20 protein-coding genes are annotated in these 19849 nt (G+C 43.0%); 14 read left to right on the forward strand and 6 right to left on the reverse strand.

Annotated features, from left to right (window positions below; all coding sequences use genetic code 11):
* Positions 1-53 precede the first annotated feature (53 nt).
* Positions 54-320 carry a spore morphogenesis/germination protein YwcE gene (locus C6Y07_RS08860; RefSeq protein WP_003215279.1) on the reverse strand — a complete coding sequence of 89 codons (267 nt, stop codon included), beginning with the start codon at positions 318-320 and terminating at the stop codon, positions 54-56.
* 476 nt (positions 321-796) lie between these two features.
* Between C6Y07_RS08860 and C6Y07_RS08865 the strand changes: the two genes are divergently transcribed.
* The 3 genes from C6Y07_RS08865 to C6Y07_RS08875 all read left to right on the forward strand — a co-directional run bounded on the left by C6Y07_RS08865 (position 797) and on the right by C6Y07_RS08875 (position 3927).
* Positions 797-2008: an FtsW/RodA/SpoVE family cell cycle protein gene (locus C6Y07_RS08865; protein WP_058013388.1), complete on the forward strand. Its 1212-nt coding sequence runs from the start codon at positions 797-799 to the stop codon at positions 2006-2008.
* Positions 2009-2118: 110 nt separating this feature from the next.
* Complete coding sequence (gene nfsA, locus C6Y07_RS08870; protein ID WP_034660404.1) at positions 2119-2868, forward strand: oxygen-insensitive NADPH nitroreductase; 750 nt, start codon at positions 2119-2121, stop codon at positions 2866-2868.
* A 54-nt stretch (positions 2869-2922) separates the two neighbouring features.
* Complete coding sequence (locus tag C6Y07_RS08875; protein ID WP_181185420.1) at positions 2923-3927, forward strand: LLM class flavin-dependent oxidoreductase; 1005 nt, start codon at positions 2923-2925, stop codon at positions 3925-3927.
* 309 nt (positions 3928-4236) lie between these two features.
* On the opposite strand, the gene C6Y07_RS08885 is transcribed toward C6Y07_RS08875, so the two are convergent.
* Positions 4237-6663, reverse strand: a complete 2427-nt coding sequence (locus C6Y07_RS08885; RefSeq protein WP_106071317.1) for a S8 family peptidase — start codon at positions 6661-6663, stop codon at positions 4237-4239.
* Positions 6664-7162: 499 nt separating this feature from the next.
* On the opposite strand from C6Y07_RS08885, the gene C6Y07_RS08890 reads away from it, so the two are divergent.
* From C6Y07_RS08890 to C6Y07_RS08915, 6 genes are all read left to right on the forward strand, one after another.
* The gene (locus C6Y07_RS08890) at positions 7163-7441 is read left to right on the forward strand and encodes a hypothetical protein (protein WP_106036410.1); all 279 of its coding nucleotides are present in this window, start codon (positions 7163-7165) and stop codon (positions 7439-7441) included.
* Positions 7442-7493: 52 nt separating this feature from the next.
* Positions 7494-8327 carry a PRD domain-containing protein gene (locus C6Y07_RS08895; protein WP_066031570.1) on the forward strand — a complete coding sequence of 278 codons (834 nt, stop codon included), beginning with the start codon at positions 7494-7496 and terminating at the stop codon, positions 8325-8327.
* Positions 8328-8581: 254 nt separating this feature from the next.
* Positions 8582-9970 carry a sucrose-specific PTS transporter subunit IIBC gene (locus tag C6Y07_RS08900; RefSeq protein WP_106036411.1) on the forward strand — a complete coding sequence of 463 codons (1389 nt, stop codon included), beginning with the start codon at positions 8582-8584 and terminating at the stop codon, positions 9968-9970.
* 19 nt (positions 9971-9989) lie between these two features.
* Positions 9990-11447: a sucrose-6-phosphate hydrolase gene (locus C6Y07_RS08905; protein ID WP_106036412.1), complete on the forward strand. Its 1458-nt coding sequence runs from the start codon at positions 9990-9992 to the stop codon at positions 11445-11447.
* A gap of 187 nt (positions 11448-11634) precedes the next feature.
* Complete coding sequence (locus C6Y07_RS08910; RefSeq protein ID WP_008359596.1) at positions 11635-11889, forward strand: hypothetical protein; 255 nt, start codon at positions 11635-11637, stop codon at positions 11887-11889.
* Between the two features lie 75 nt (positions 11890-11964).
* On the forward strand, positions 11965-12456 hold the full coding sequence (locus C6Y07_RS08915) for a hypothetical protein (RefSeq protein ID WP_106036413.1): 492 nt from the start codon (positions 11965-11967) through the stop codon (positions 12454-12456).
* Between the two features lie 53 nt (positions 12457-12509).
* Here the strand turns inward: C6Y07_RS08915 and C6Y07_RS08920 are convergent, their stop codons facing one another.
* A complete protein-coding gene (locus C6Y07_RS08920) occupies positions 12510-13319 on the reverse strand; it encodes a bifunctional hydroxymethylpyrimidine kinase/phosphomethylpyrimidine kinase (protein ID WP_034660396.1) in 810 nt (269 codons plus the stop codon).
* A 126-nt stretch (positions 13320-13445) separates the two neighbouring features.
* Complete coding sequence (locus C6Y07_RS08925; protein ID WP_106036414.1) at positions 13446-13751, reverse strand: general stress protein; 306 nt, start codon at positions 13749-13751, stop codon at positions 13446-13448.
* Positions 13752-13879: 128 nt separating this feature from the next.
* Between C6Y07_RS08925 and C6Y07_RS08930 the strand changes: the two genes are divergently transcribed.
* Together C6Y07_RS08930 and C6Y07_RS08935 are read left to right on the forward strand one after the other, a co-directional pair.
* Positions 13880-14707: a glycosyltransferase family 2 protein gene (locus C6Y07_RS08930; RefSeq protein ID WP_060597540.1), complete on the forward strand. Its 828-nt coding sequence runs from the start codon at positions 13880-13882 to the stop codon at positions 14705-14707.
* Positions 14704-15384 (forward strand): uracil-DNA glycosylase, encoded by a 681-nt coding sequence (locus C6Y07_RS08935; RefSeq protein ID WP_034660393.1) that lies wholly within the window; start codon positions 14704-14706, stop codon positions 15382-15384. The genes C6Y07_RS08930 and C6Y07_RS08935 overlap by 4 nt, the downstream gene beginning before the upstream one ends.
* A 33-nt stretch (positions 15385-15417) precedes the next feature.
* Here the strand turns inward: C6Y07_RS08935 and C6Y07_RS08940 are convergent, their stop codons facing one another.
* Entirely contained in the window at positions 15418-16776 is a 1359-nt protein-coding gene (locus C6Y07_RS08940; protein ID WP_106036415.1) for an aldehyde dehydrogenase, read from the reverse strand.
* A 170-nt stretch (positions 16777-16946) separates the two neighbouring features.
* Between C6Y07_RS08940 and C6Y07_RS08945 the strand changes: the two genes are divergently transcribed.
* From C6Y07_RS08945 to C6Y07_RS08955, 3 genes are all read left to right on the forward strand, one after another.
* Positions 16947-17279 (forward strand): YwdI family protein, encoded by a 333-nt coding sequence (locus tag C6Y07_RS08945; RefSeq protein WP_034660391.1) that lies wholly within the window; start codon positions 16947-16949, stop codon positions 17277-17279.
* A gap of 33 nt (positions 17280-17312) precedes the next feature.
* Complete coding sequence (locus C6Y07_RS08950) at positions 17313-18620, forward strand: purine/pyrimidine permease (protein ID WP_106036416.1); 1308 nt, start codon at positions 17313-17315, stop codon at positions 18618-18620.
* A 70-nt stretch (positions 18621-18690) separates the two neighbouring features.
* Positions 18691-19062: a DUF423 domain-containing protein gene (locus C6Y07_RS08955; RefSeq protein ID WP_060597537.1), complete on the forward strand. Its 372-nt coding sequence runs from the start codon at positions 18691-18693 to the stop codon at positions 19060-19062.
* A gap of 41 nt (positions 19063-19103) precedes the next feature.
* On the opposite strand, the gene C6Y07_RS08960 is transcribed toward C6Y07_RS08955, so the two are convergent.
* A complete protein-coding gene (locus tag C6Y07_RS08960; RefSeq protein ID WP_060597536.1) occupies positions 19104-19721 on the reverse strand; it encodes a cupin domain-containing protein in 618 nt (205 codons plus the stop codon).
* Positions 19722-19849 lie beyond the last annotated feature (128 nt).

Below are 19849 nucleotides of genomic sequence, written 5' to 3' on the forward strand. Positions count from 1 at the left end.
GTGAGTGGTTTTTATCATGATGTTGATTACGCCTCCAATAGGTGGTGCGTGATTTATCTGGTGCTGCTGAATCTTTTGCGAATGAATGGAAGTCCATAAATGAGAAACGCTGCAATGTGTGCCAAAATGACGTTAATGGCAAAGAATGCGATCATGAAGGTATGTCCTGCTGGAGATAAACTGCTCGTCATGTAAAGACCGAAGAAAATCCACATAATCATAATGGGTGGAATAGAAGCTAGTGCAATTTTTCTGTTTTCAAGCCATAAAAACAGGGGTGTAGCCGTTGCAATACATAGGTACGCAAAGAACATATCCATCGTATCCAACTCCTTTGTAAGTTGATATCCAAATCAAATGAGAGGTCAGGATGCAATTGTGTCTGTTTTTAGGAGATATTGTGAACATTTTGTTACAAGTATTATACCACAATTGACTTTGAAGTAAACTCAATAATTGGAAAATGGGCCTTATTCCGTAGAAAGTGGCTTTTTCCTTTTCTCTCCGTACAGCTTATGCTGGCTTGATAATTGCTTGTCATATCGCCACATAGGTCATTGAATTTTCCCCTTAATATCTGTAAAATAATCTTTTTAAAGGACTCATGATCGGATGAATGGAAAGAGTATAGAGGAATTTTTTCCTATTGTTAGAATGAAAAGTATTTCATTTTTTGAAAAATGATTGGAACCTTTCGGATGTATCTTCCGTCATATTTAAGGTGAGTTGCTTTTGTGAAAAATTCAATCTAATATAAATAAGGGCTTTTATGTTTTGTAATAAGGGTGGTTAGTTCATGAACAAGCAGAATACATCTCCGTACTATCAAGGGGATTTAATTTTTATATTTTTAGCCTTCTTTGCCATCAGTGTCATTGCGATTTATGCTGCGGGTCAATTTGGACAGTATGGATCTAATGCATGGACGAGGCAGATTATTTACTACATGGTCGGAGTTATATGTATTGTAGCTATAAATTACTTTGATTTGGAGCAATTAGAGAAGCTAAGCCTCTATATTTTTATAGGTGGCATACTGTTGTTACTTTTTCTGAAAGTCGCTCCTGCACAAATCGGAGGTCATGATTTTGCTCCAATTAAAAATGGTGCAAAAAGCTGGTTTGTGATACCAGGGATTGGGACACTTCAGCCTTCAGAGTTTATGAAAATTGGTTTGATTATGATGCTTGCATCTGTCATCGGTAAGTCAAGCCCTAGAGGAAAACGGACATTAGAAGATGATATCTTCCTACTATTAAAAATTGCCGGTGTAGCAGCCGTTCCAGTTGGACTGATTTTCTTACAGGACGCAGGTACGGCAGCTGTCTGTATGTTTATTGTCGTTGTGATGGTGTTTTTATCAGGGGTTAATTGGAAGCTGATTTCTCTCATCGGTTCTGTGGTTGTGCTTTTAGTTGCCGCTGTGTTAGCCGTGATCATTCTCTTCCCTGATGTTGCGAAAACAATTGGCATTCAGCAGTATCAGATTAACCGGATTACCGCTTGGCTGCCTGATAGCTCTACGTCAGCCAACCAAGCGCAGACTCAGGATGCGTCTGGGTCTGATAAATATCAAGTAGACCAGGCCATTATGGCTATTGGTGCTGGACAGATTTTTGGGAATGGGGTTAAAAACTTAAAAGTCTATGTCCCAGAGGCACAAACAGATATGATTTTCTCCATTATAGGAGAAGCCTTTGGCTTTATCGGCTGTGCTTTTGTTGTGATCATGTTCTTCTTCTTGATCTACCGGCTTGTCGTGCTGATCGACCGTATCCATCCTTATAGCCGGTTTGCGTCATTCTTCTGTGTAGGATATACAGCACTGATTGTGATCCATACGTTCCAGAACATTGGGATGAATATAGGCGTGATGCCTGTAACAGGGATTCCGCTCCTATTTATCAGCTTCGGAGGAAGCTCTGTCTTATCTGTCCTTATTGGATTCGGGATTGCTTATAACGCAAGTGTTCAATTAACGAAATATCAAAGTTATTTATTTAAATAAAACGGGTAAGGGCAGTCTAAGTATAGACTGTCTTTTTTCATGCGAGTTTTAATTTTTGAAAAGCCATATGTCTTTGTCATATGATAGTACAAGTGAAGGAGGTCTTCGAATTGAACAAAACGATAGAAACGATATTAAATCATCGGTCCATCCGTTCGTTTACAGACGAGCGTTTGTCCGAAGAAGAGGTGCTGACACTCATTAAAAGTGCACAGGCTGCTTCGACATCAAGCTATGTACAGGCGTATAGTATTATTGGAGTGACAGATCAAGAGAAGAAGGCCAAGCTTGCTGAACTGGCTGGGAATCAGCCATACGTTGAGAAGAATGGGCATTTCTTTGTCTTCTGTGCAGACTTGAAACGCCATGATGATATTGCAAAAAAAGCAGGGGAAAATCATCAGGAGGCGCTTGAGAATACGGAAGCCTTTCTCATTAGCGTCATTGATACGGCGCTCGCTGCGCAAAATATGAGTGTAGCCGCAGAATCAATGGGACTTGGGATCTGCTATATTGGCGGTCTGCGTAATCAACTGAAAGAAGTGTCTGAATTACTTGAAACGCCATCTTATGTGCTGCCGTTATTTGGTCTGGCTGTCGGACATCCAGCGAGTCAATCGTCACAAAAGGAACGGCTGCCAGTTGAACTCATTTATCATGAAAATGCATATCAGCAAGATGAAGCGCATGTGGATCGTTATTTAAAAGAATACGATGATCGTATTTCATCATATTATGAAGAACGAACAAACGGAGAGAGAAAAGATACTTGGTCTAAGCAGATGCTTCGCGGCTTTAGTCAGCCAAAGCGTGCCTTCCTTGGAGAATTTGTTAAAGAGAAGGGCTTTAATCGAAAATAAATAAGACATCCCCCCTTTCGATTGAGAGAGGGGGATTTCTGTAAGAGGTGCAGCATGATGAAATTAAGTATACTGGATCAATCTCCTTTGATCGGAGATGCAACACCTGCTGAAGCATTGAAGCAAACGGTTGAATTGGCAAAGCAGGCAGAGAAGTGGGGCTATCACCGTTTTTGGGTATCAGAGCATCACTTTTCAAACCGGCTTGCAGGGTCGAGTCCAGAGGTGCTACTCGGTCATTTATCAGCCGTTACGTCACATATACGTATTGGCTCAGGCGGTGTGATGCTGCCTCACTATAGTGCCTATAAAGTAGCAGAGAACTTCAGGGTTCTCGAAGCACTGGCTCCTGGCAGAATTGATCTTGGGATTGGACGTGCTCCTGGTGGTATGCCCATTTCCTCCATTGCCCTTCATCATGGTGAACGAAAACGACTAGGTGATCAATATCCTGAGCAGGTAGAAGAATTGAAGGTCTATTTACACGACCTAGCGGATGAATTTTACCCGCTGCCCCATTTAACCGCTTCTCCGAAGGTAGAGACTGCACCAGAGGTATGGATTCTTGGTTCCTCCGGAGGGAGTGCAAGACTTGCGGCGAAAGCAGGTGCAGGCTATACGTTTGCTCTATTTATCAATGGCGAAGGCGGAGAAGATTCTGTGGAGCAATACATCAACCGGTTCGAACCTTCAGCATTCGGTGATGAGCCGCGCGTCAGTCTTGCGGTCTTCGTTTTATGTGCTGAAACAGAGGAACAGGCAGAAAAACTGGCAGTCAGCTTAGATTTATCCTTACTCGCCAATGAACAGGGGCAAAACCTCGGGGGCTTTCCTTCATATGAAAAGGCACAAGCTTATTCCTACAGTCCATATGAACAAAAACGAGTGGCTGCCAATCGTCAAAGGATGGTGGTTGGAACGCCATCTTCTGTGAAAAAGCAGCTGACGGCACTAGCGAAAGCGTATCGTACAAATGAAGTAATCGCTGTGACGATCACTCACCACATGCAAGACCGGCTCACATCGTATCGTTTATTAAAAGAAGCCTTTGATGCATAACGTATGTATGTCTGTTTACCGTCCACGCAGCCAATAGAGGGGGAAAAGGAGCATCATGATGAAAATAAACGCGGCTGTCACCAGCAAACTAAGCGGGTAATGAAGGACACATAGACCGTCAGCTCGCATGGTTGATGAAAAGGACGAGGATGTTTCGAAAAAATACACCAAAGTGATCGTTAGAAAAAAAGCAGTCAAAAAAGAAACGATCCATAGCAATATCAACATCAAACTCTCTTTCCTCCATATATAATCAAAAAGCCTTGATGAGCTAATCCGCTCATACAAGGCTTTTCTTGTGATTCACGTTTATTCAGGATAAATATCGAAGGGTTCCTTCGTTTGAACAGTGTCTGATTTCCCTTTCAAACTTGCATACGCAAGCATTGTATACTCACCAGGTTCCAGCTTTTGACCTTGATTGATCGTGCCATTCCATTTTACGCGGTGTTCTCCTTTATCTACATGTTGATAAACACCTGCTTCACCTAAATACTCTCCATCTGTCGAGTAGACGAGAAATGCAAGGTTCTCAGCGCCACCAGGCAGATAGCTGCTAATGACATAGCTTCCAGCACGGTTATCCGGCTCGACGGAAACCGAAGTGACGCGCGGATAATCAGGCTCTTTTACAATCAATAAAGTAGGAATCTCTGTGACCTTTCTGCCATTTTCACGAAGGGTAATGCTGCCTTGGTACGTTCCTTTTTTGGTTTTACCGTATTTCACTTGTACCGCGGAAGTAAAGGACCCAGTGGAATTCCCTTTGACAGTGATTTTTTTCGTTCCGTTTGTGCTGATGCCGCTGCCATTGAATTTGTAATCAATGGTATACGTTTTCGGTGCTTTTGAAAGGTTTTCTACCTTGAATTTCTTCGTTTTGATTTGAACGCCTTTTTCTTTCAAGAAAGTGCCGTAAGAATAGCTGGCATCAGAAACGATAGATGACGCTTGGAGTGATTCGATGATTCGAACACTGCCTGTCCCTTGTGTGTTATGAGGGAATGGGCTGCCATTTGCGTCAAATAGTTTTTCTGCTGTATTCATCATCAGTGCTTTGATCTGTTCAGTTGAGTAAGATGGTTTTGCTTGCTTGATGATCGCTGCGACCCCTGCCACATGCGGTGAAGCCATGCTTGTTCCTTGCTTTGAGCCATATCCGTAAGGCTGAGAAGGGTTATGCGTTGGAATCGTACTCACAATGCTGACGCCAGGTGCTGATAAATCAGGCTTAATCATCCACGTATCCACAACTGGTCCGCGAGATGAGAAGTCAGCGACTTGCTCACTAAGTTCTTTGACAAATTGAATGGAGAAAGTCGTTGTATTGTTTCCAGCCTCAATGGCTTTGACAAGCGCCGTTCCTTCAGCTTTTGAAAGCTTAATCGTAGGAAGAGCGAGACCCGGTACATCGACTGGAATTTCTCCATCGGTGTTGTTATACATCACAACGCCGATTGCACCAGCAGCTTTTGCATTGTCGACTTTATCAACAAAGGCAATGGCTCCTCGTTCGATCACGGCAACCTTTCCTTTCACATCGATGTCTTCAAATGCTTTTTCGTCACCGATACCTGCATGGACGAGTGTGACTTGTTTTTGGTCAAGTGCTTTTAAATCACTCTCTTGGTAGTAGCCCATCACTTTTGCAGTAGAATAGTTCGGGAATTTCACACTATAAAGGCTGTACGGAAGTTGAGTTGCTCCGACAGAAATGGCATCTCTTGACGTGCCGGGAGAACCGACTGTCCAGCTGTTCGGTCCGCTGTTTCCATTCGATGTGACAGCGACAACGCCTTCAGACATGGCCCAATCGAGTGCGATGCTTGTGGCATAATCAGGGTTATTCACACTGTTTCCGAGAGAGAGGTTCATGACATCTGCTCCATCAGTAACAGCGCGGTCGATGCCTGCAAGAACGTTCTCAGTTGTCCCAGACCCGCCTGGTCCAAGTACACGGTACGCAAGAAGTGTGGCATCCTTTGCGACACCTTTAATTTGTCCATTGGCAGCAATTGTTCCTGCGACGTGTGTGCCATGGTCTGTCGATTCACCTCTAGGGTCTCCTTTAGGCGTCTCTTGCGGAGAATAATCGTTATCAACAAAATCATAGCCTTTGTATAAACCAAAGTTTCCTTTTAAATCAGGGTGGGTATAGTCTACTCCAGTATCAATGACAGCGACTTTTACCCCTTTTCCAGAGTAGCCGGCATCCCAAGCTTTTGGTGCACCGATAAATGGAGCGCTTTTATCCATAAGAGGGGAGACATCTTCATTTGGAAGCTGAATGCTTTCCTTTTTCACTTCATCTGTTTTATATGTAACATCCGGATAAACGGCTTTTACTCCGTCAACTGCGAGCAGCTTCGGAATTTCGTTTGCAGGAAGTTTCATAGAGAAACCAGAGAAGACTTTTTCATATTCCTGACGAACACTCGCTTTATCAATTTCTTTGAGTGCTGCATTTTTTACTTTTGTTCGAGATTTTTTGAGGGAGGCCTTTGTTTGAGCTTTGCCTTCTTGCTTGGCTTCAACTAAGGATTTTTCCTTTAATTCAACAATAACAGTGGTATGTTTTCTAGAGTTGACATTGATTTCACCGAAGATTTCTGCTTTTTCCAATTCCACCTGTTTGTTCGATGGAGCGGCAGCAGCCTGTTGACCTGTAAAGAATGTGGATAAAATAAAAATAGTGGAGAACAATAGAACAGAAGAACGAGAGATGACCTTTTTCATTAATTTTCCCCTTTCTAGCTGTGTTTTAGGGAGATAGCCTTTCTTTTTGTGGATAAATAGGAAAGATTCACTGCCCGTTATTAAGTATTCAATACGATGAAAACAATTCCTTTACTAAAATGGTCTTATTTTACATAGTTATAAAGAACTATTTTGTTTATAAAGTCTCACTTATGCACAAACTCCTGTTGATAACTCAATTATTTAGATATATATATGGAAAATAAAAAAATCGCATACACAAAATCTAGTAATGGGATGTTGATATGTGGATAAACCCTGTTGATAAGGTGTGCTTATCTTTTGGATAGAGTGTGTATAAAATTTTTATTCAAACATCCTCGTACTTGATGATCTTCTGCACTTTTCAACAAAACTTCTGAAAACTAGTTTGTTTTTTCACCCAGATTGTGACAAACCTCTCTTTTTTCTCGGGATATGATAGGAGCAGTTGTTTTGCTAGAACTGCTAGATTCTAAGAAAAGCGGAGGGATGTTCAGTGAGGAAATTCAAAAACTGGTTGAGTGTATGGTTTGGTTTCATGATGAATGTGCTTGTGAATCCTGGTGTGATGATGAAGCAGCAACGTTTTCAGGCGGCCGCGGTGGATGATAGGTTCTTTCAAGTCGTGAAAGAGAGAGAGCTAGAGAAGCTGGCAGAAGAAAAGAAGAAGAAGCGCAGGTCAGAGAAACCGTTTAAGCAAAGTCTGATGATGCTTGATGAGAAGACGGCGAGAGAGGCGCGTGCTGGTCCGCTCTTACCTTTACATGAGAGATGAAACAGGGTAAAATCCCTCATAAGAAACGTTATCTGGTGGGAGAGGATACCCCTTGAAGATATATAAGATATTGAATAACAATGCGGTGATTGTAAAGGAAGGTGATCAGGAGAAAATTGTGATGGGGCCTGGAATTGCTTTTCAGAAGGGGAAAAATGACGTCGTTCCCGTTCAAAAAATAGAGAAAATCTTTGTTGTGCGTGAAGAAAATGAGAAATTCAAACAAATTCTTGCGACATTGCCCGAAGCGCATATTGAGGTGGCAGAGCATATTATCAGTTATGCAGAGGGTGAACTGATGATGCCGCTTAGTGATCATATTCATATATCACTGACTGACCATTTATCCTTTGCCATTGAGCGCATTCAAAAGGGCATTGTGCTATATAATAAATTGCTTGGTGAGATCAAAGTCTTATATAAGCAGGAATATGATATTGGAAAGTATGCCATTCGTTATGTAAAGGATCGGCTTGGGGTTGAACTGCCGGACGATGAGGCAGGATATGTGGCACTCCATATTCATACGGCCAAAATGAATACGGAGTCTATGAAAAAGACCGTGAAATATACAACGATGATCAAAGAAATGATCGAGCATATAGAAAGCTATTTTCAACATTCAATTGATGAGGATAGTATTTCCTATCAGCGGCTTGTGACACATTTGAGGTATGCATTAGGCAGGTTGGAATCAAATGAGGCATTTCAAATCATGGACGATGACATGCTGAGTTTTATCCAAACAAAGTATGATTTGGCTTACCGGTGTGCACGTGGACTCGCTGATTTGTTGAAAAATGAATATGAACTTCATCTCCCTGAATCGGAGATCGGCTACATCACGCTGCATGTCCAGCGTCTGCAGGATGCCGAATTGGTTTAGTGGTTGTGCCTGCATGCAGGCTTTTTTTTATGCACACTACTCTTATTAGTGTATATGGGTCAATTGATTCGAAAAAAGAGGTTGACGCACGTCTCACTCTTATACTATGATGAAAGCGTAATCAAAATTTGATATCGTGGGATTGTGACTGCCAGGCAGGCAAGACCTAAAATTTGCGTAACGAGGGGACGTGTATGTCCTTTTATCGTTGGTGAATTTTAGGTCTTTTTTGCTTTAAAAAAGGAGGAGACAACATGGATTATCAAAAAACAGCCAAAGAATTAACAAAACGATTAGGCGGCAAAGAAAATGTCATCAGTGCCACGCATTGTGCAACAAGACTCAGATTGGTGATAAAAGATGAGGAACTGATTGACAAAGAAGCCATTGAGGAACTTGAAGGGGTGAAGGGGGCTTTCTCAAGCTCGGGACAATTCCAAATCATTTTTGGAACGGGGGCAGTCAACAAAGTATATGAACCATTTGCTCGTGAGACTGGTCTTGAGACAGGAGACGAGAAACAAAAGCCTGTCAGCCATGATGAAGCAGTGAAACAAAAAATGAATCCACTTGCACGTTTTGCAAAGACGTTATCAAATATTTTTGTACCGATCATTCCAGCAATTGTTGCAAGCGGTTTATTAATGGGCCTATTAGGCATGATGAAAGCCTTCAAATGGGCTGACCCAAGCTCTGCGATCTTCCAAATGCTTGATATGTTCTCAAGTGCAGCCTTTATCATTTTGCCGATTTTAATTGGGGTCAGTGCAGCGAAAGAGTTTGGTGGAAATCCGTATTTAGGAGCCGTTATTGGGGGGATTATGATTCACCCGAACCTGCTCAACCCGTGGGGGCTGACGGATGCGAAACCAGAGTATATGCATTTATTCAATTTTGATATTGCTCTTCTTGGTTACCAAGGAACAGTCATTCCAGTCTTATTGACTGTGTACATCATGTGTCTTGTTCAAAAGAATTTAAGAAAAGTGGTTCCGAACAGTATTGATTTACTTGTGACCCCGTTTGTGACGGTGATTGTGACTGGATTTGTGACGTTTATTGCAGTTGGACCGCTTGGAAGAATGCTCGGTACTGGAATTTCGAATGCATTGACATTTATTTATGATCATGCAGGCTTCTTAGCAGGACTCATTTTCGGAGGTGCCTACTCTCTCATTGTTCTTACAGGGGTTCATCATAGCTTCCATGCGATTGAAGCAGGACTGCTGAATGATATTGGGCGTAACTATTTGCTGCCAATTTGGGCCATGTCCAACGTAGCTCAAGGCGGGGCGGGATTGGCTGTCTTTTTCTTAACGAAACGCGCGAAAATAAAAGAAATCGCACTTCCTGCAGCTTTCTCAGCTTTCCTAGGTATTACCGAGCCTGTCATATTTGGTGTCAACCTCCGCTATCGTAAGCCGTTTATTGCCGCGATGATCGGAGGCTCATTAGGCGGGGCATTTGTTGTCTTCACGAAGGTTGCAGCCAACGCCTATGGTTTAACGGGTATTCCGATGATTGCGATTGCCGCGCCATACGGTGTGCAGAATGTGGTGAATTATGTGATTGGTATGTTAATCGCTGTTGCTGTTTCATTTACTCTCACCATCATCTTTAAAGTAAAAGAAGTAGAAAAATAATCAAGGAGTGGTCACAGTTATGACAACAACTGACGCAGCACTTCGTCAAAAGGTAGCAGACCGTATTCGAAACTATGAGCATTTGGTGAAAAAAGATGTGTACCGTCAGCATTTTCATTTAATGCCGCCAGTTGGTCTTTTAAATGACCCGAATGGGTTGATTCAGTGGAAAGGGGTTTACCACGTTTTTTATCAGTGGCAGCCATTCAAAACGGGACACGGCGCAAAATTTTGGGGCCATTACACATCGACAGATCTAGTGAATTGGCAGCACGAGGAAGCCGCCCTTGCCCCAAGTGATTGGTTTGATCAAAACGGCTGTTATTCTGGCAGTGCAGTCATTGACGATGGACAGATGTATGTGATGTACACTGGAAACGTTCGCGATGAACAAGGAAACCGTGAGACATATCAATGTTTAGCTGTTTCAGAAGATGGCATTCATTTTCAGAAAAAAGGTGTCGTGGCGACGCTGCCAGAAGGATTCACCGCCCATTTTCGTGATCCGAAAGTATGGAAGCGAAATGGCCAGTGGTACATGGTTCTTGGTGCACAAAGCCTGGACCTGAAAGGGAATCTCGTCTTGTTTACCTCTGATACTTTAGACAATTGGACGTTTCAAGGCATGATTGCTGGCAGTGGGAAAAATAGATTAGAGGATTTCGGTTATATGTGGGAATGTCCAGATCTATTTGAATTAGATGGCCGGGATGTATTGATTGTGTCCCCGCAGGGGCTCAAGCCGGATGGCTTAAAATATCATAATACACATCAATCAGGCTATTTTGTTGGGAGATTGGATGATCATACCTATCAATATACGCACGGAGCGTTTGAGGAGCTGGACCGCGGCTTTGACTTCTATGCGCAGCAAACCTTTCTAGACGAATCAGGCAGACGTCTTTTAATCGGATGGATGGGGGTGCCTGATCAAGGAGAAGAGCATCATCCAACGATTTCGTATCAATGGATACACTGCCTCACGATCCCGAGAGAGCTGCGATTAGATGATAACGGACATCTGATTCAAAAACCAGTCACTGAGCTCCAGGCGATGAGAACCAATGAACAAGAGAATGTTTTTCATATCAAACGCTCCGTCCAATCGATTCCTGTAGATGATATTACAAGCGCAGAGGTATTCATTGATCAAATTGACACACAAAAAGGGTTTGAATGCTGTATTCGAGCGGCAGCCCGTATCATTTATGATAAAGATGAAGGCAAATTAACATTAGAGCGAGATCGATTTGAAGATCGATCAAAAGAAATTCGAGAAGTAGCAATAGAGGAATTACACGACCTTCACATCTTTATCGATGCATCGTCGATCGAGATTTTTGTAAACGGAGGCCGAGAAGTATTTACTGCTCGTTACTTTCCTTCCCCGGGAAATAAATCAATCTCGATCAGTGGCAGAAATGAAACAAAGCTTAAACTAAAAACATGGCATTTACAAAGAAAAGCAGATCAATAATCTGCTTTTTCTAGTGAAATCCGCCTGTATCTTAGAACCTATAACATGTATATACAAGGGTGGCCTGAAGCGGTTTGATGACGTTTTACATATATGATAACAAGTGGAATTATGGTATCATTTTAAAATATATACAGCTGAGGCTGACGTTTATCCAAATGCGGTAGGACAAAAAGGGGTTGTTTACTTGAATTCAAAACAGCAGCCGACGACTAGAAAACGCTTGGAGACAATGGCAGATCATGTTGAAGATAAACGTGAAGAATATAAAGAATTGCTCATTCAAGTCCAATCTATTCTCGGTGAACCTTCTCTAGAGCAGGAAGAATTAAAAGAGAAGCTGTCAGATACGTATAAACAAATGAAAGAATATGCCTTATTTGTTGAATCCATTGAAGCCTTTATTCGAAAAATGGCGAAAGAATCTGATCAGCAAAAGTAGGTATTCCTGTATGGATAAAAGAGTGTACCCAGACGCGGGTATGCTTTTTTTCATGAAATGAAAGGGTGACGTCAATTGAAGATAGAAACGTATATTTATTTGGAGGACAAGAAGAAGTTTGTAACCATTGATGATATTGAAAAGATCAAAACCTTCGTTGCTACAAAAGAAGATTTTATGGAACAAGGGTTTACAAACCTTGAAGGAACAATTACGTTCGATCATGGGAAAAAGGGGAAAATAGAGGATTTCGAAAATCCAGATTCTATTGAAGAGTTGTGGCATTATTATAAAAATGTATTAGTAGATTACATGGAAGAAGGGTACGGAAAGATTTATTATCCAAGTTTACCCCTAGAAATACAGTTGGAGAGAAAATCCGATCGAGAAATTATGTTATCACTTGAAAATCAGATATTGGTGGCTGACTTTAAAGAGTTTGTATATCAACTCATTGAATCAGGTCGTCAATTTATCGAGTTTTTAAAAGTGATTACGGGAAGACCTGATGATAGTGATTTACGTGATGAATTTGAGAGAATAGAGAAGGTATACAAGAGCTTGTAAGTACAAACAAAACCCGATTCGCCCATTAACAAGGCGAATCGGGTTTTTCTGTTCTATTTGTCAACACGATGAGCAGAATGCTTTGTTGGTCCGATGTATTCATTTAGCTGGAAAGAGCCTTTGATGGCAGCTGTGATGAATTCTTTTGCTGCATAAATGGCTTCTTTCACGTCTGAGCCGTTTGCTAGTTCAGCTGTGACTGCTGCTGAGAATGTGCAGCCTGCGCCGTGTGTGTATTCTGTGTCGATCTTATCTGTTTCAAGGCGTTCGAAGGTTTGTCCATCATAAAGCAAATCGATCGCTTTATCTTGGCTTAGCTTACCGCCTCCCGTGATGACCACATACTTGGCACCAAGTTCGTGAATGCGTTTTGCTGCTTCTTCCATTTGTTCGATCGTTTTGATCTCACCGATTCCGCTTAATTGACCTGCTTCGAAAAGGTTAGGCGTGATGACGGTTGCCAGTGGCGTAAGCTTTTCGCGTAGTGCTTCAGCGTGCTCCGGATATAGCACTTCGTTCGCACCCTTACAAACCATAACAGGATCAATGACGACATTTTTTAGGTCGTATGTTTTGATAGTGTCAGCTGCAAGTTCGATCACGTCGACTGTTGGGAGCATACCCGTTTTCAGTGCATCTACCCCAATGCCTTCTACAATGGTAGAGAGCTGCGCACGAATCGTCGCCGTATCAATTGGAAACACCTGATGATCCCAATGGTTATGAGGGTCCATTGCAACGACAACGGTTAAAGCTGTCATCCCGTAGACGTTTTTTTCTTGAAACGTTTTTAAATCTGCTTGGATACCTGCACCGCCGCTTGAATCCGACCCTGCGATGGTGAGTGCTTTATTCATAGACATAGTTGCTGAACCTCCAATGTGATGTGTAACAGTTACTGTTCTATCCCTTATTATAATCAGCTTTTCCGTTTATCACAATGAAACGACATAAAAAAGCGTTCCACCCTAGGAGGAACGCCTTTCTCCTTACCTTTTACAAATCACCAATTTTCCTTTTTTCAGTTCGTCTAAAAGTGTTAAGGTTAATTCCTGATCCGCGCCAACCGACATCATTTTGGCCATGAGCTCGTCATCCCGGGTGCGGATGACATTGGCGATTTGATCTAAAATCCCTTGATCGACCGCTGTCATGCTTTTGGCATTTGTATGCTCTGTGACGGTATCAGAGCGTTCTGGATCGTACGCAAAAACGAAAATATCATCCTTTGCTGAATGTATTTGTTCAATGGTCTGTTTGGCTTCTTTGCTATTTTCTACTGTGAAGTATTCCATCGTGATCACTCCTTTTCATCAAAAATTCCCATTTTCCCGTCACATCAAACCGCCTTTTATATCATGAGAAGAACGTCATTTTATGTTTTAATGGAAAAAGACGAATCTATTAAAGGAGTAAGCTGAATATGAAGATTTCCTTATTAATTGTGACACATAACCGGCTCAGCGCACTGTGTGAGCTGCTTGAATCCATTACGAGACAAACTGTACAGCCTTTTGAAATTGTGGTCGTGAATGATGCAGGAGAGCGAGTCGACATCATCCAGGAACTCTACTCTGAACTTCCGATCCGCTTGATCCATTTAGATGAGAATGTCCAGCATGTGAATGCTAGAAACGTGGGGGTGCGGGAGCTGACAGGCGATGTCATCATGCTGAGTGACGACGATGATTACTTTACACCTTGTCATATTGAACGTATGAGTAAGGCGCTGGAGGACGCCGATTTTGTCTTTTCTGATGCAGAAATTGTGTCATTTGAAGAAAAAGGCGCGACCCGTTTCCCGGTGTCGAGACGTTTATTTGCTTATACAGCAGCTATTGAGGATATGCGTGTTTTTTCTACCTATGTTCCTTCCGGCAGTATGTACAAACGCTGTATACACGATGAGATTGGCTACTTTGATCCAGCGATGCATCATTATTGGGACTGGGACTTCTTTTTGCGTGTATCACAGCATGCCCGTGTCAAACGAGTGCCAGCTGCCAGCGTGATCTATGCGTTTTTTGACGGCGGTGGGAATCAGTCTAGTGATCTTGGTGAAACAAGGAAGAACTACTTAGATGATCTAAGTGAAAAGCATGGGCTGGGTGACCTGCCGACAGCTAACTTTGCTGTCTTATTAGAAGAACCAGCGATGAAAAAACGAGAATCAGAGAGTGATATTGTGTGGGACGGAAAACCGATGATCTCCAGACTAACGCAGCAAATAGAAGGAGGAGAACCCCAATGAAGCCATTTTTAAATGATAGCTGGTGGGCTGTGATGAAAAGTGAATTTGAACAGCCATATTATCAGGAATTACGTGAATGGATGAAGGAAGAATATCGCACGCAGACCGTTTTTCCGAAACCGGATGACGTTTATCGTGCGCTTCATTTGACGTCTTATGAAGAGGTCAAAGTGGTGATTTTGGGACAAGACCCTTATCATGGCCCAGGTCAGGCACATGGATTAAGCTTTTCTGTTCAGCCTGGCGTGAAGCATCCGCCCTCATTGAGAAATATTTTTCAGGAGCTAAAGGATGATCTTGGCTGTCCTGTTCCAAATCATGGCTCACTTGTGAGCTGGGCAGAGCAGGGTGTGCTGCTCTTAAACACTGTGCTGACCGTGAGAAAGGGCGAGGCGAACTCGCATAAAGGCAAGGGCTGGGAACGTGTGACAGACCGTGTCATTGATGTGCTGAATGAACGTGATCAGCCCGTCGTTTTTGTGTTATGGGGAAGACATGCTCAAAATAAGAAAGAACGCATTGATCAAAACAAGCATTACATCATTGAGTCACCTCATCCAAGTCCTTTTTCTGCAAGAAACGGCTTTTTTGGCAGTCGTCCGTTTTCAAAGGTAAACGCGTATTTAAAACAAATGGGGATCGAAGAAATCAACTGGTGTATCCAAGGTATTGAGTGAAAAGAGGACGAGGGAAGAGCCCCTTCGTCCTGTTTATTTTAAAAATTTACGAACCAAGTCGAGTCCGTTTTTCGCATTTGGATAACGGAAGGAAAAATCGAAGCGATTGGTTTGGCGCAGGACGCTTTTTTCATGCGTAAAGGTAAAGAAGCTTTCTTTCCCATGATATCGTCCCATGCCGCTTTCACCCACGCCTCCGAATGGCAGGTAAGGAGTAGCGACATGCATGAGCGTGTCATTGATACATCCTCCGCCAAATGAAAGATGGTCTAGAATATAGGATTCTGTTTCTTTACTTGTTGTAAATAAGTAAAGAGCAAGCGGCTTCGGCCTTGTTTTGATCATATGCGCTGCCTCATGCAGAGAATCAAAGGTCATGACAGGCAGAATCGGTCCGAAAATTTCCTCCTGCATGACGGGATCTTCCCATGTGATGTGGTCTAAAATGGTCGGAGCGATTTTGAGCTCGTGTTCATTGCGCTGTCCACCCGTGACAATCGTTCCATTTGAGAGGAATTGTGAGAGTCTGTCAAAATGACGCTGGCTGACATTTTTCCCAAAGTGCGGATGTGTTTCAGGGTGTTCACCATAAAAGTCCCGGATACAAGCTGTCATTTCCCGCAAAAGGTCCTCTTTAATGGACTCATGAACGAGCAAATAGTCTGGCGCAATGCATGTTTGCCCTGCATTGGTGAATTTGCCGAAAGTGATTCGCTTCGCCGCTAGTTTGATGTCTGCATCAGGCATGACGATGCAAGGGCTTTTTCCGCCAAGTTCGAGTGTGACAGGAGTCAAATGCTTTGCGGCGGCTTCCATGACGACTTTGCCGACTGCCACACTTCCTGTAAAGAAGATATAATCAAAGGGCAGTTTCAGCAGCTCTGTACTCACATCTACACCGCCTTCTACGACAGCTGCATGGTCTTCTTGAAATACACGTTCCACCATTGCGCTGATTATTTGTGAGACTTGCGGCGTCAGCTCAGACGGTTTTAAGATGACGGCATTACCCGCAGCAATAGCTCCGACTAATGGAGAAAGAGCCAATTGGAAAGGATAGTTCCAAGGGGCAATGATGAGCACACTGCCGTAAGGTTCTTTGATGATCATACTTTTCGATCCGATATGAGTCAGAGGTGTTCGCGCGCGTGTTGGCTTTGCCCATTTGTGAAGATGCTTGATGGTATGATTGATTTCTTCATATACCATCCCAATCTCTGTTGTATAGGCTTCTTGTTCGGATTTATGTAAATCATGGGCTAAGGCTTGTAAAATATCCTTTTCATGCTGTTTGATTTCTGCTTTTAAGTCTTTAAGGAGACGGATGCGTTCTTGAACCGGCGGCTTTTGAAAGACTTTTTGTTTCTGAAAAAGAGCAGTGAGTTTGTCCATTATTCAATCCTTTCATAGACGATTTTGTTCCTTTTATTATGTGTGAACGACCATGCCGGGTCAAATAAGAGCAACATGAGCGCACTGCTTTGAAAAAATGAACCCATTTCGTTTGTTCATTTGGTAAAATAATGTTGGAAAACGAATTTTTTAGATTGGAGGGTCTACCCTTGAATATTCATATATCAAGTCTGCTTCAAAAAATGGAGGAAGCGGTTCAAAAGGCGAAACAAAGTGGAAATGATGAAGAGGTGAAACGTCATGTGGCAGCGATTTCTTCACTATGTGAGGTCATTCTCGATGCACCATCACAGGTGCAAATGCCGCAGTCGCCGGTTATCTCGCCACCTTCTTCGATACAGACACCGTCCGCGCCGCCCGTATCCTCAGATCAAGCCATGCTTGAGAAACTGATGGGTGCGAGTGGTGCGAAGAAATTTCAGCATCAAGAAGAGGGGCAAAAAGAGAAGGATGGGAACGGCGACTCTATTTTTGATTTTTAATGGTCTTGTCACGACAAAGGGAAGGTGATCGGTTTGAAACTATTTTTGGGCGCCATTCAGTGGATGGCATTTTTTATCGCAGCTTCTATTGCCGTACCTATTGCGATTGCACAAGCGTTTGAATTGAACCAAGTGCAGTCAGCGGAGCTGATTCAAAGTACATTCTTTTCACTTGGTCTTGTGGCGATGGTGCAGTGTTTATGCGGCCATATGCTGCCGATCAATGAAAGTCCAGCAGGGCTTTGGTGGGGTGTGTATACCCTTTATGCAGGCATGACAGGAACAATTTTTGCGACGTATCCTGAAACCCTGCAAGCCTTACAAGGAGCTTTAATTTTTAGTGCCGCATTCTTTTTTATTTTTAGTTTATTTAAAATCATTAATTGGCTCGCTTCTTTATTTACGCCAGTCGTCACAGGCATTTACTTGCTGCTGCTAGTTGTGCAGTTAAGTCAGCCGATCATGCAAGGGCTGATGGGCATCGGCTATCGAGGAAATCAGGTGGACGGGCTTGTCTTTTGCTTATCGATCTTGATTATTATCCTTACCTTCATGATCAGCCGCTCAAAATGGCATTACTTAAGGCAGTTTTCTGTGTTATTTGCCCTTGCAGGAGGCTGGCTGTTATTCGCTCTACTCGGGTTGGCAAAGCCGGTTCGAATTCCAGAAAAAATCATCGAGTTTCCGAAGCTGTTCCCATTCGGCATGCCGGTCTTTGACAGTGGACTACTTGTCACGTCCTTTTTTATTACGATCTTACTCATTGTGAACATGCTGGCAAGTATTCGAATTGTGGAAAGTTCAGTGAAGGCATTTGGTGAACTGCGTGAGCGGAAGAGAGCTCGGCCGGCTGGTTTTGTCGCAGCATTTGGTCACTTACTGAGCGGATTGATCGGTGCCATTGCGCCTGTACCTATTTCCGGAGCAGCAGGATTTATACAGACAACGAAAATTCCATCGAGAAAGCCATTTTTCATAGGAAGTCTGCTCATTGTACTCATTAGTTTGTTCCCGCTGCTCATGAGCTTTTTCTCCGCATTGCCATCACCTGTGGGGCTTGCTGTAAACTTTGTGGTGTTCTCCTCGATGATTGGGATTGCGATGTCAGAGTTTGATCAGTATGAGAAAGAAGAAATTCCGCGGATTCGCTTTGTCCTAGGGATTGCCGTTTTAGCAGGTGTAGGGGCGATGTTTGTACCGCAGGGAGCCTTGAAAGGCATGCATCCTGTGCTCATTTCATTATTAAGCAATGGTCTTGTTCTAGGTACACTCATTGCGATTGCGGTCGATCAAGTCCTGTTACGAAAGAAAAAGAAATCCGACAATCTCGTGTCAACGTAAAGGGAAAGTTGAATGTCGTCTGTCACCCGCGCTATGATAAACATAATTGACGAGATAAGGAGAATGACGAATGAAACTATTTTTCATTTTAGGTGCGATTAATGCCATGCTAGCTGTTGGACTCGGAGCCTTCGGTGCGCACGGTCTGGAAGGGAAAATCCCTGAAAAGTATATAGACATATGGAACAAAGGGGTTCAATATCAGATGTTCCATGCGATTGGATTATTTATTGTCGCCTTTCTTGCAGATAAGCTGTCAGGTGTTTCTCTAGTTCCCACCGCTGGCTGGGTGATGCTTGCAGGCATCCTTTTCTTCTCAGGAAGCCTTTACGTGCTGGCATTGACACAGGTGAAGATTCTAGGTGCCATTACCCCAATTGGCGGAGTGGCGTTTATCGCTTCTTGGATCATGCTTGTCATTGCAGCAGCAAAAAATTTATAAGTCAAAAAACCGATGCTCTGAGAGGGGCATCGGTTTTTTTCTTAATTCCAGTAAGGGGCATAATTTGGCGGTGCTTGATAATAAGGGATGTAGTGAGACGGAGGGACAGGATGCGTTTGTGCCTCCTCTTCTCTGTGGCAAAATGGTCCGATAAACACACTTGGCTTCACAGGCTGTGTCGCCTGCTTCCACTGTGTTTCGTTCATGCAATACGTATGTGCCATGATGTGAGCAGGGGTGAGGGTGAGAAGGTCTGAGCCTAGGATCACTTCTGGCGTAGATGCGTTAAAAACGGCTAACAAATGAGTTCTGTCTTGGAGGGCAACTTCATAGTGCCACCAGCCTTGAGGTACGTTTGCCACCTGTCCAGGGGTGATGGTATAGGTGTGCAGTTTTTTTGTGAATGGATTCAGCATCGAGACAGCAGCAGAACCGGCTATACAATAAACAAGCTCTGCGGCATTTTGATGATAATGAGGCTCTACGACTTTGCTTTTACTCAAATATATATCCAGCAGGGATACTTGATCCAACGAGTTTAATTGTTTTTTTCCTAAAACATTAATCAGATTATGCTGATCGTACTTCACAAGGGGGCTTTGACTCAGATCGTATGAATATTTAACATTCGGTGATGTATAATCCAGCTCAACAGTCATTGATGTCACCTCTAGGCGTTTGATAAAAACTACTAGGCATCTTATGACCAGCGCCTTAGAGGTGTGACAAAAACCTAGTCAAAAGAAAAAAGCAAGGGCGCCTGCTCCTTGCTTTTGCTATATGTGGC

This window comes from Bacillus sp. LNXM12-1, assembly GCF_003004375.1.
GTDB lineage: Bacteria > Bacillota > Bacilli > Bacillales > Bacillaceae > Bacillus.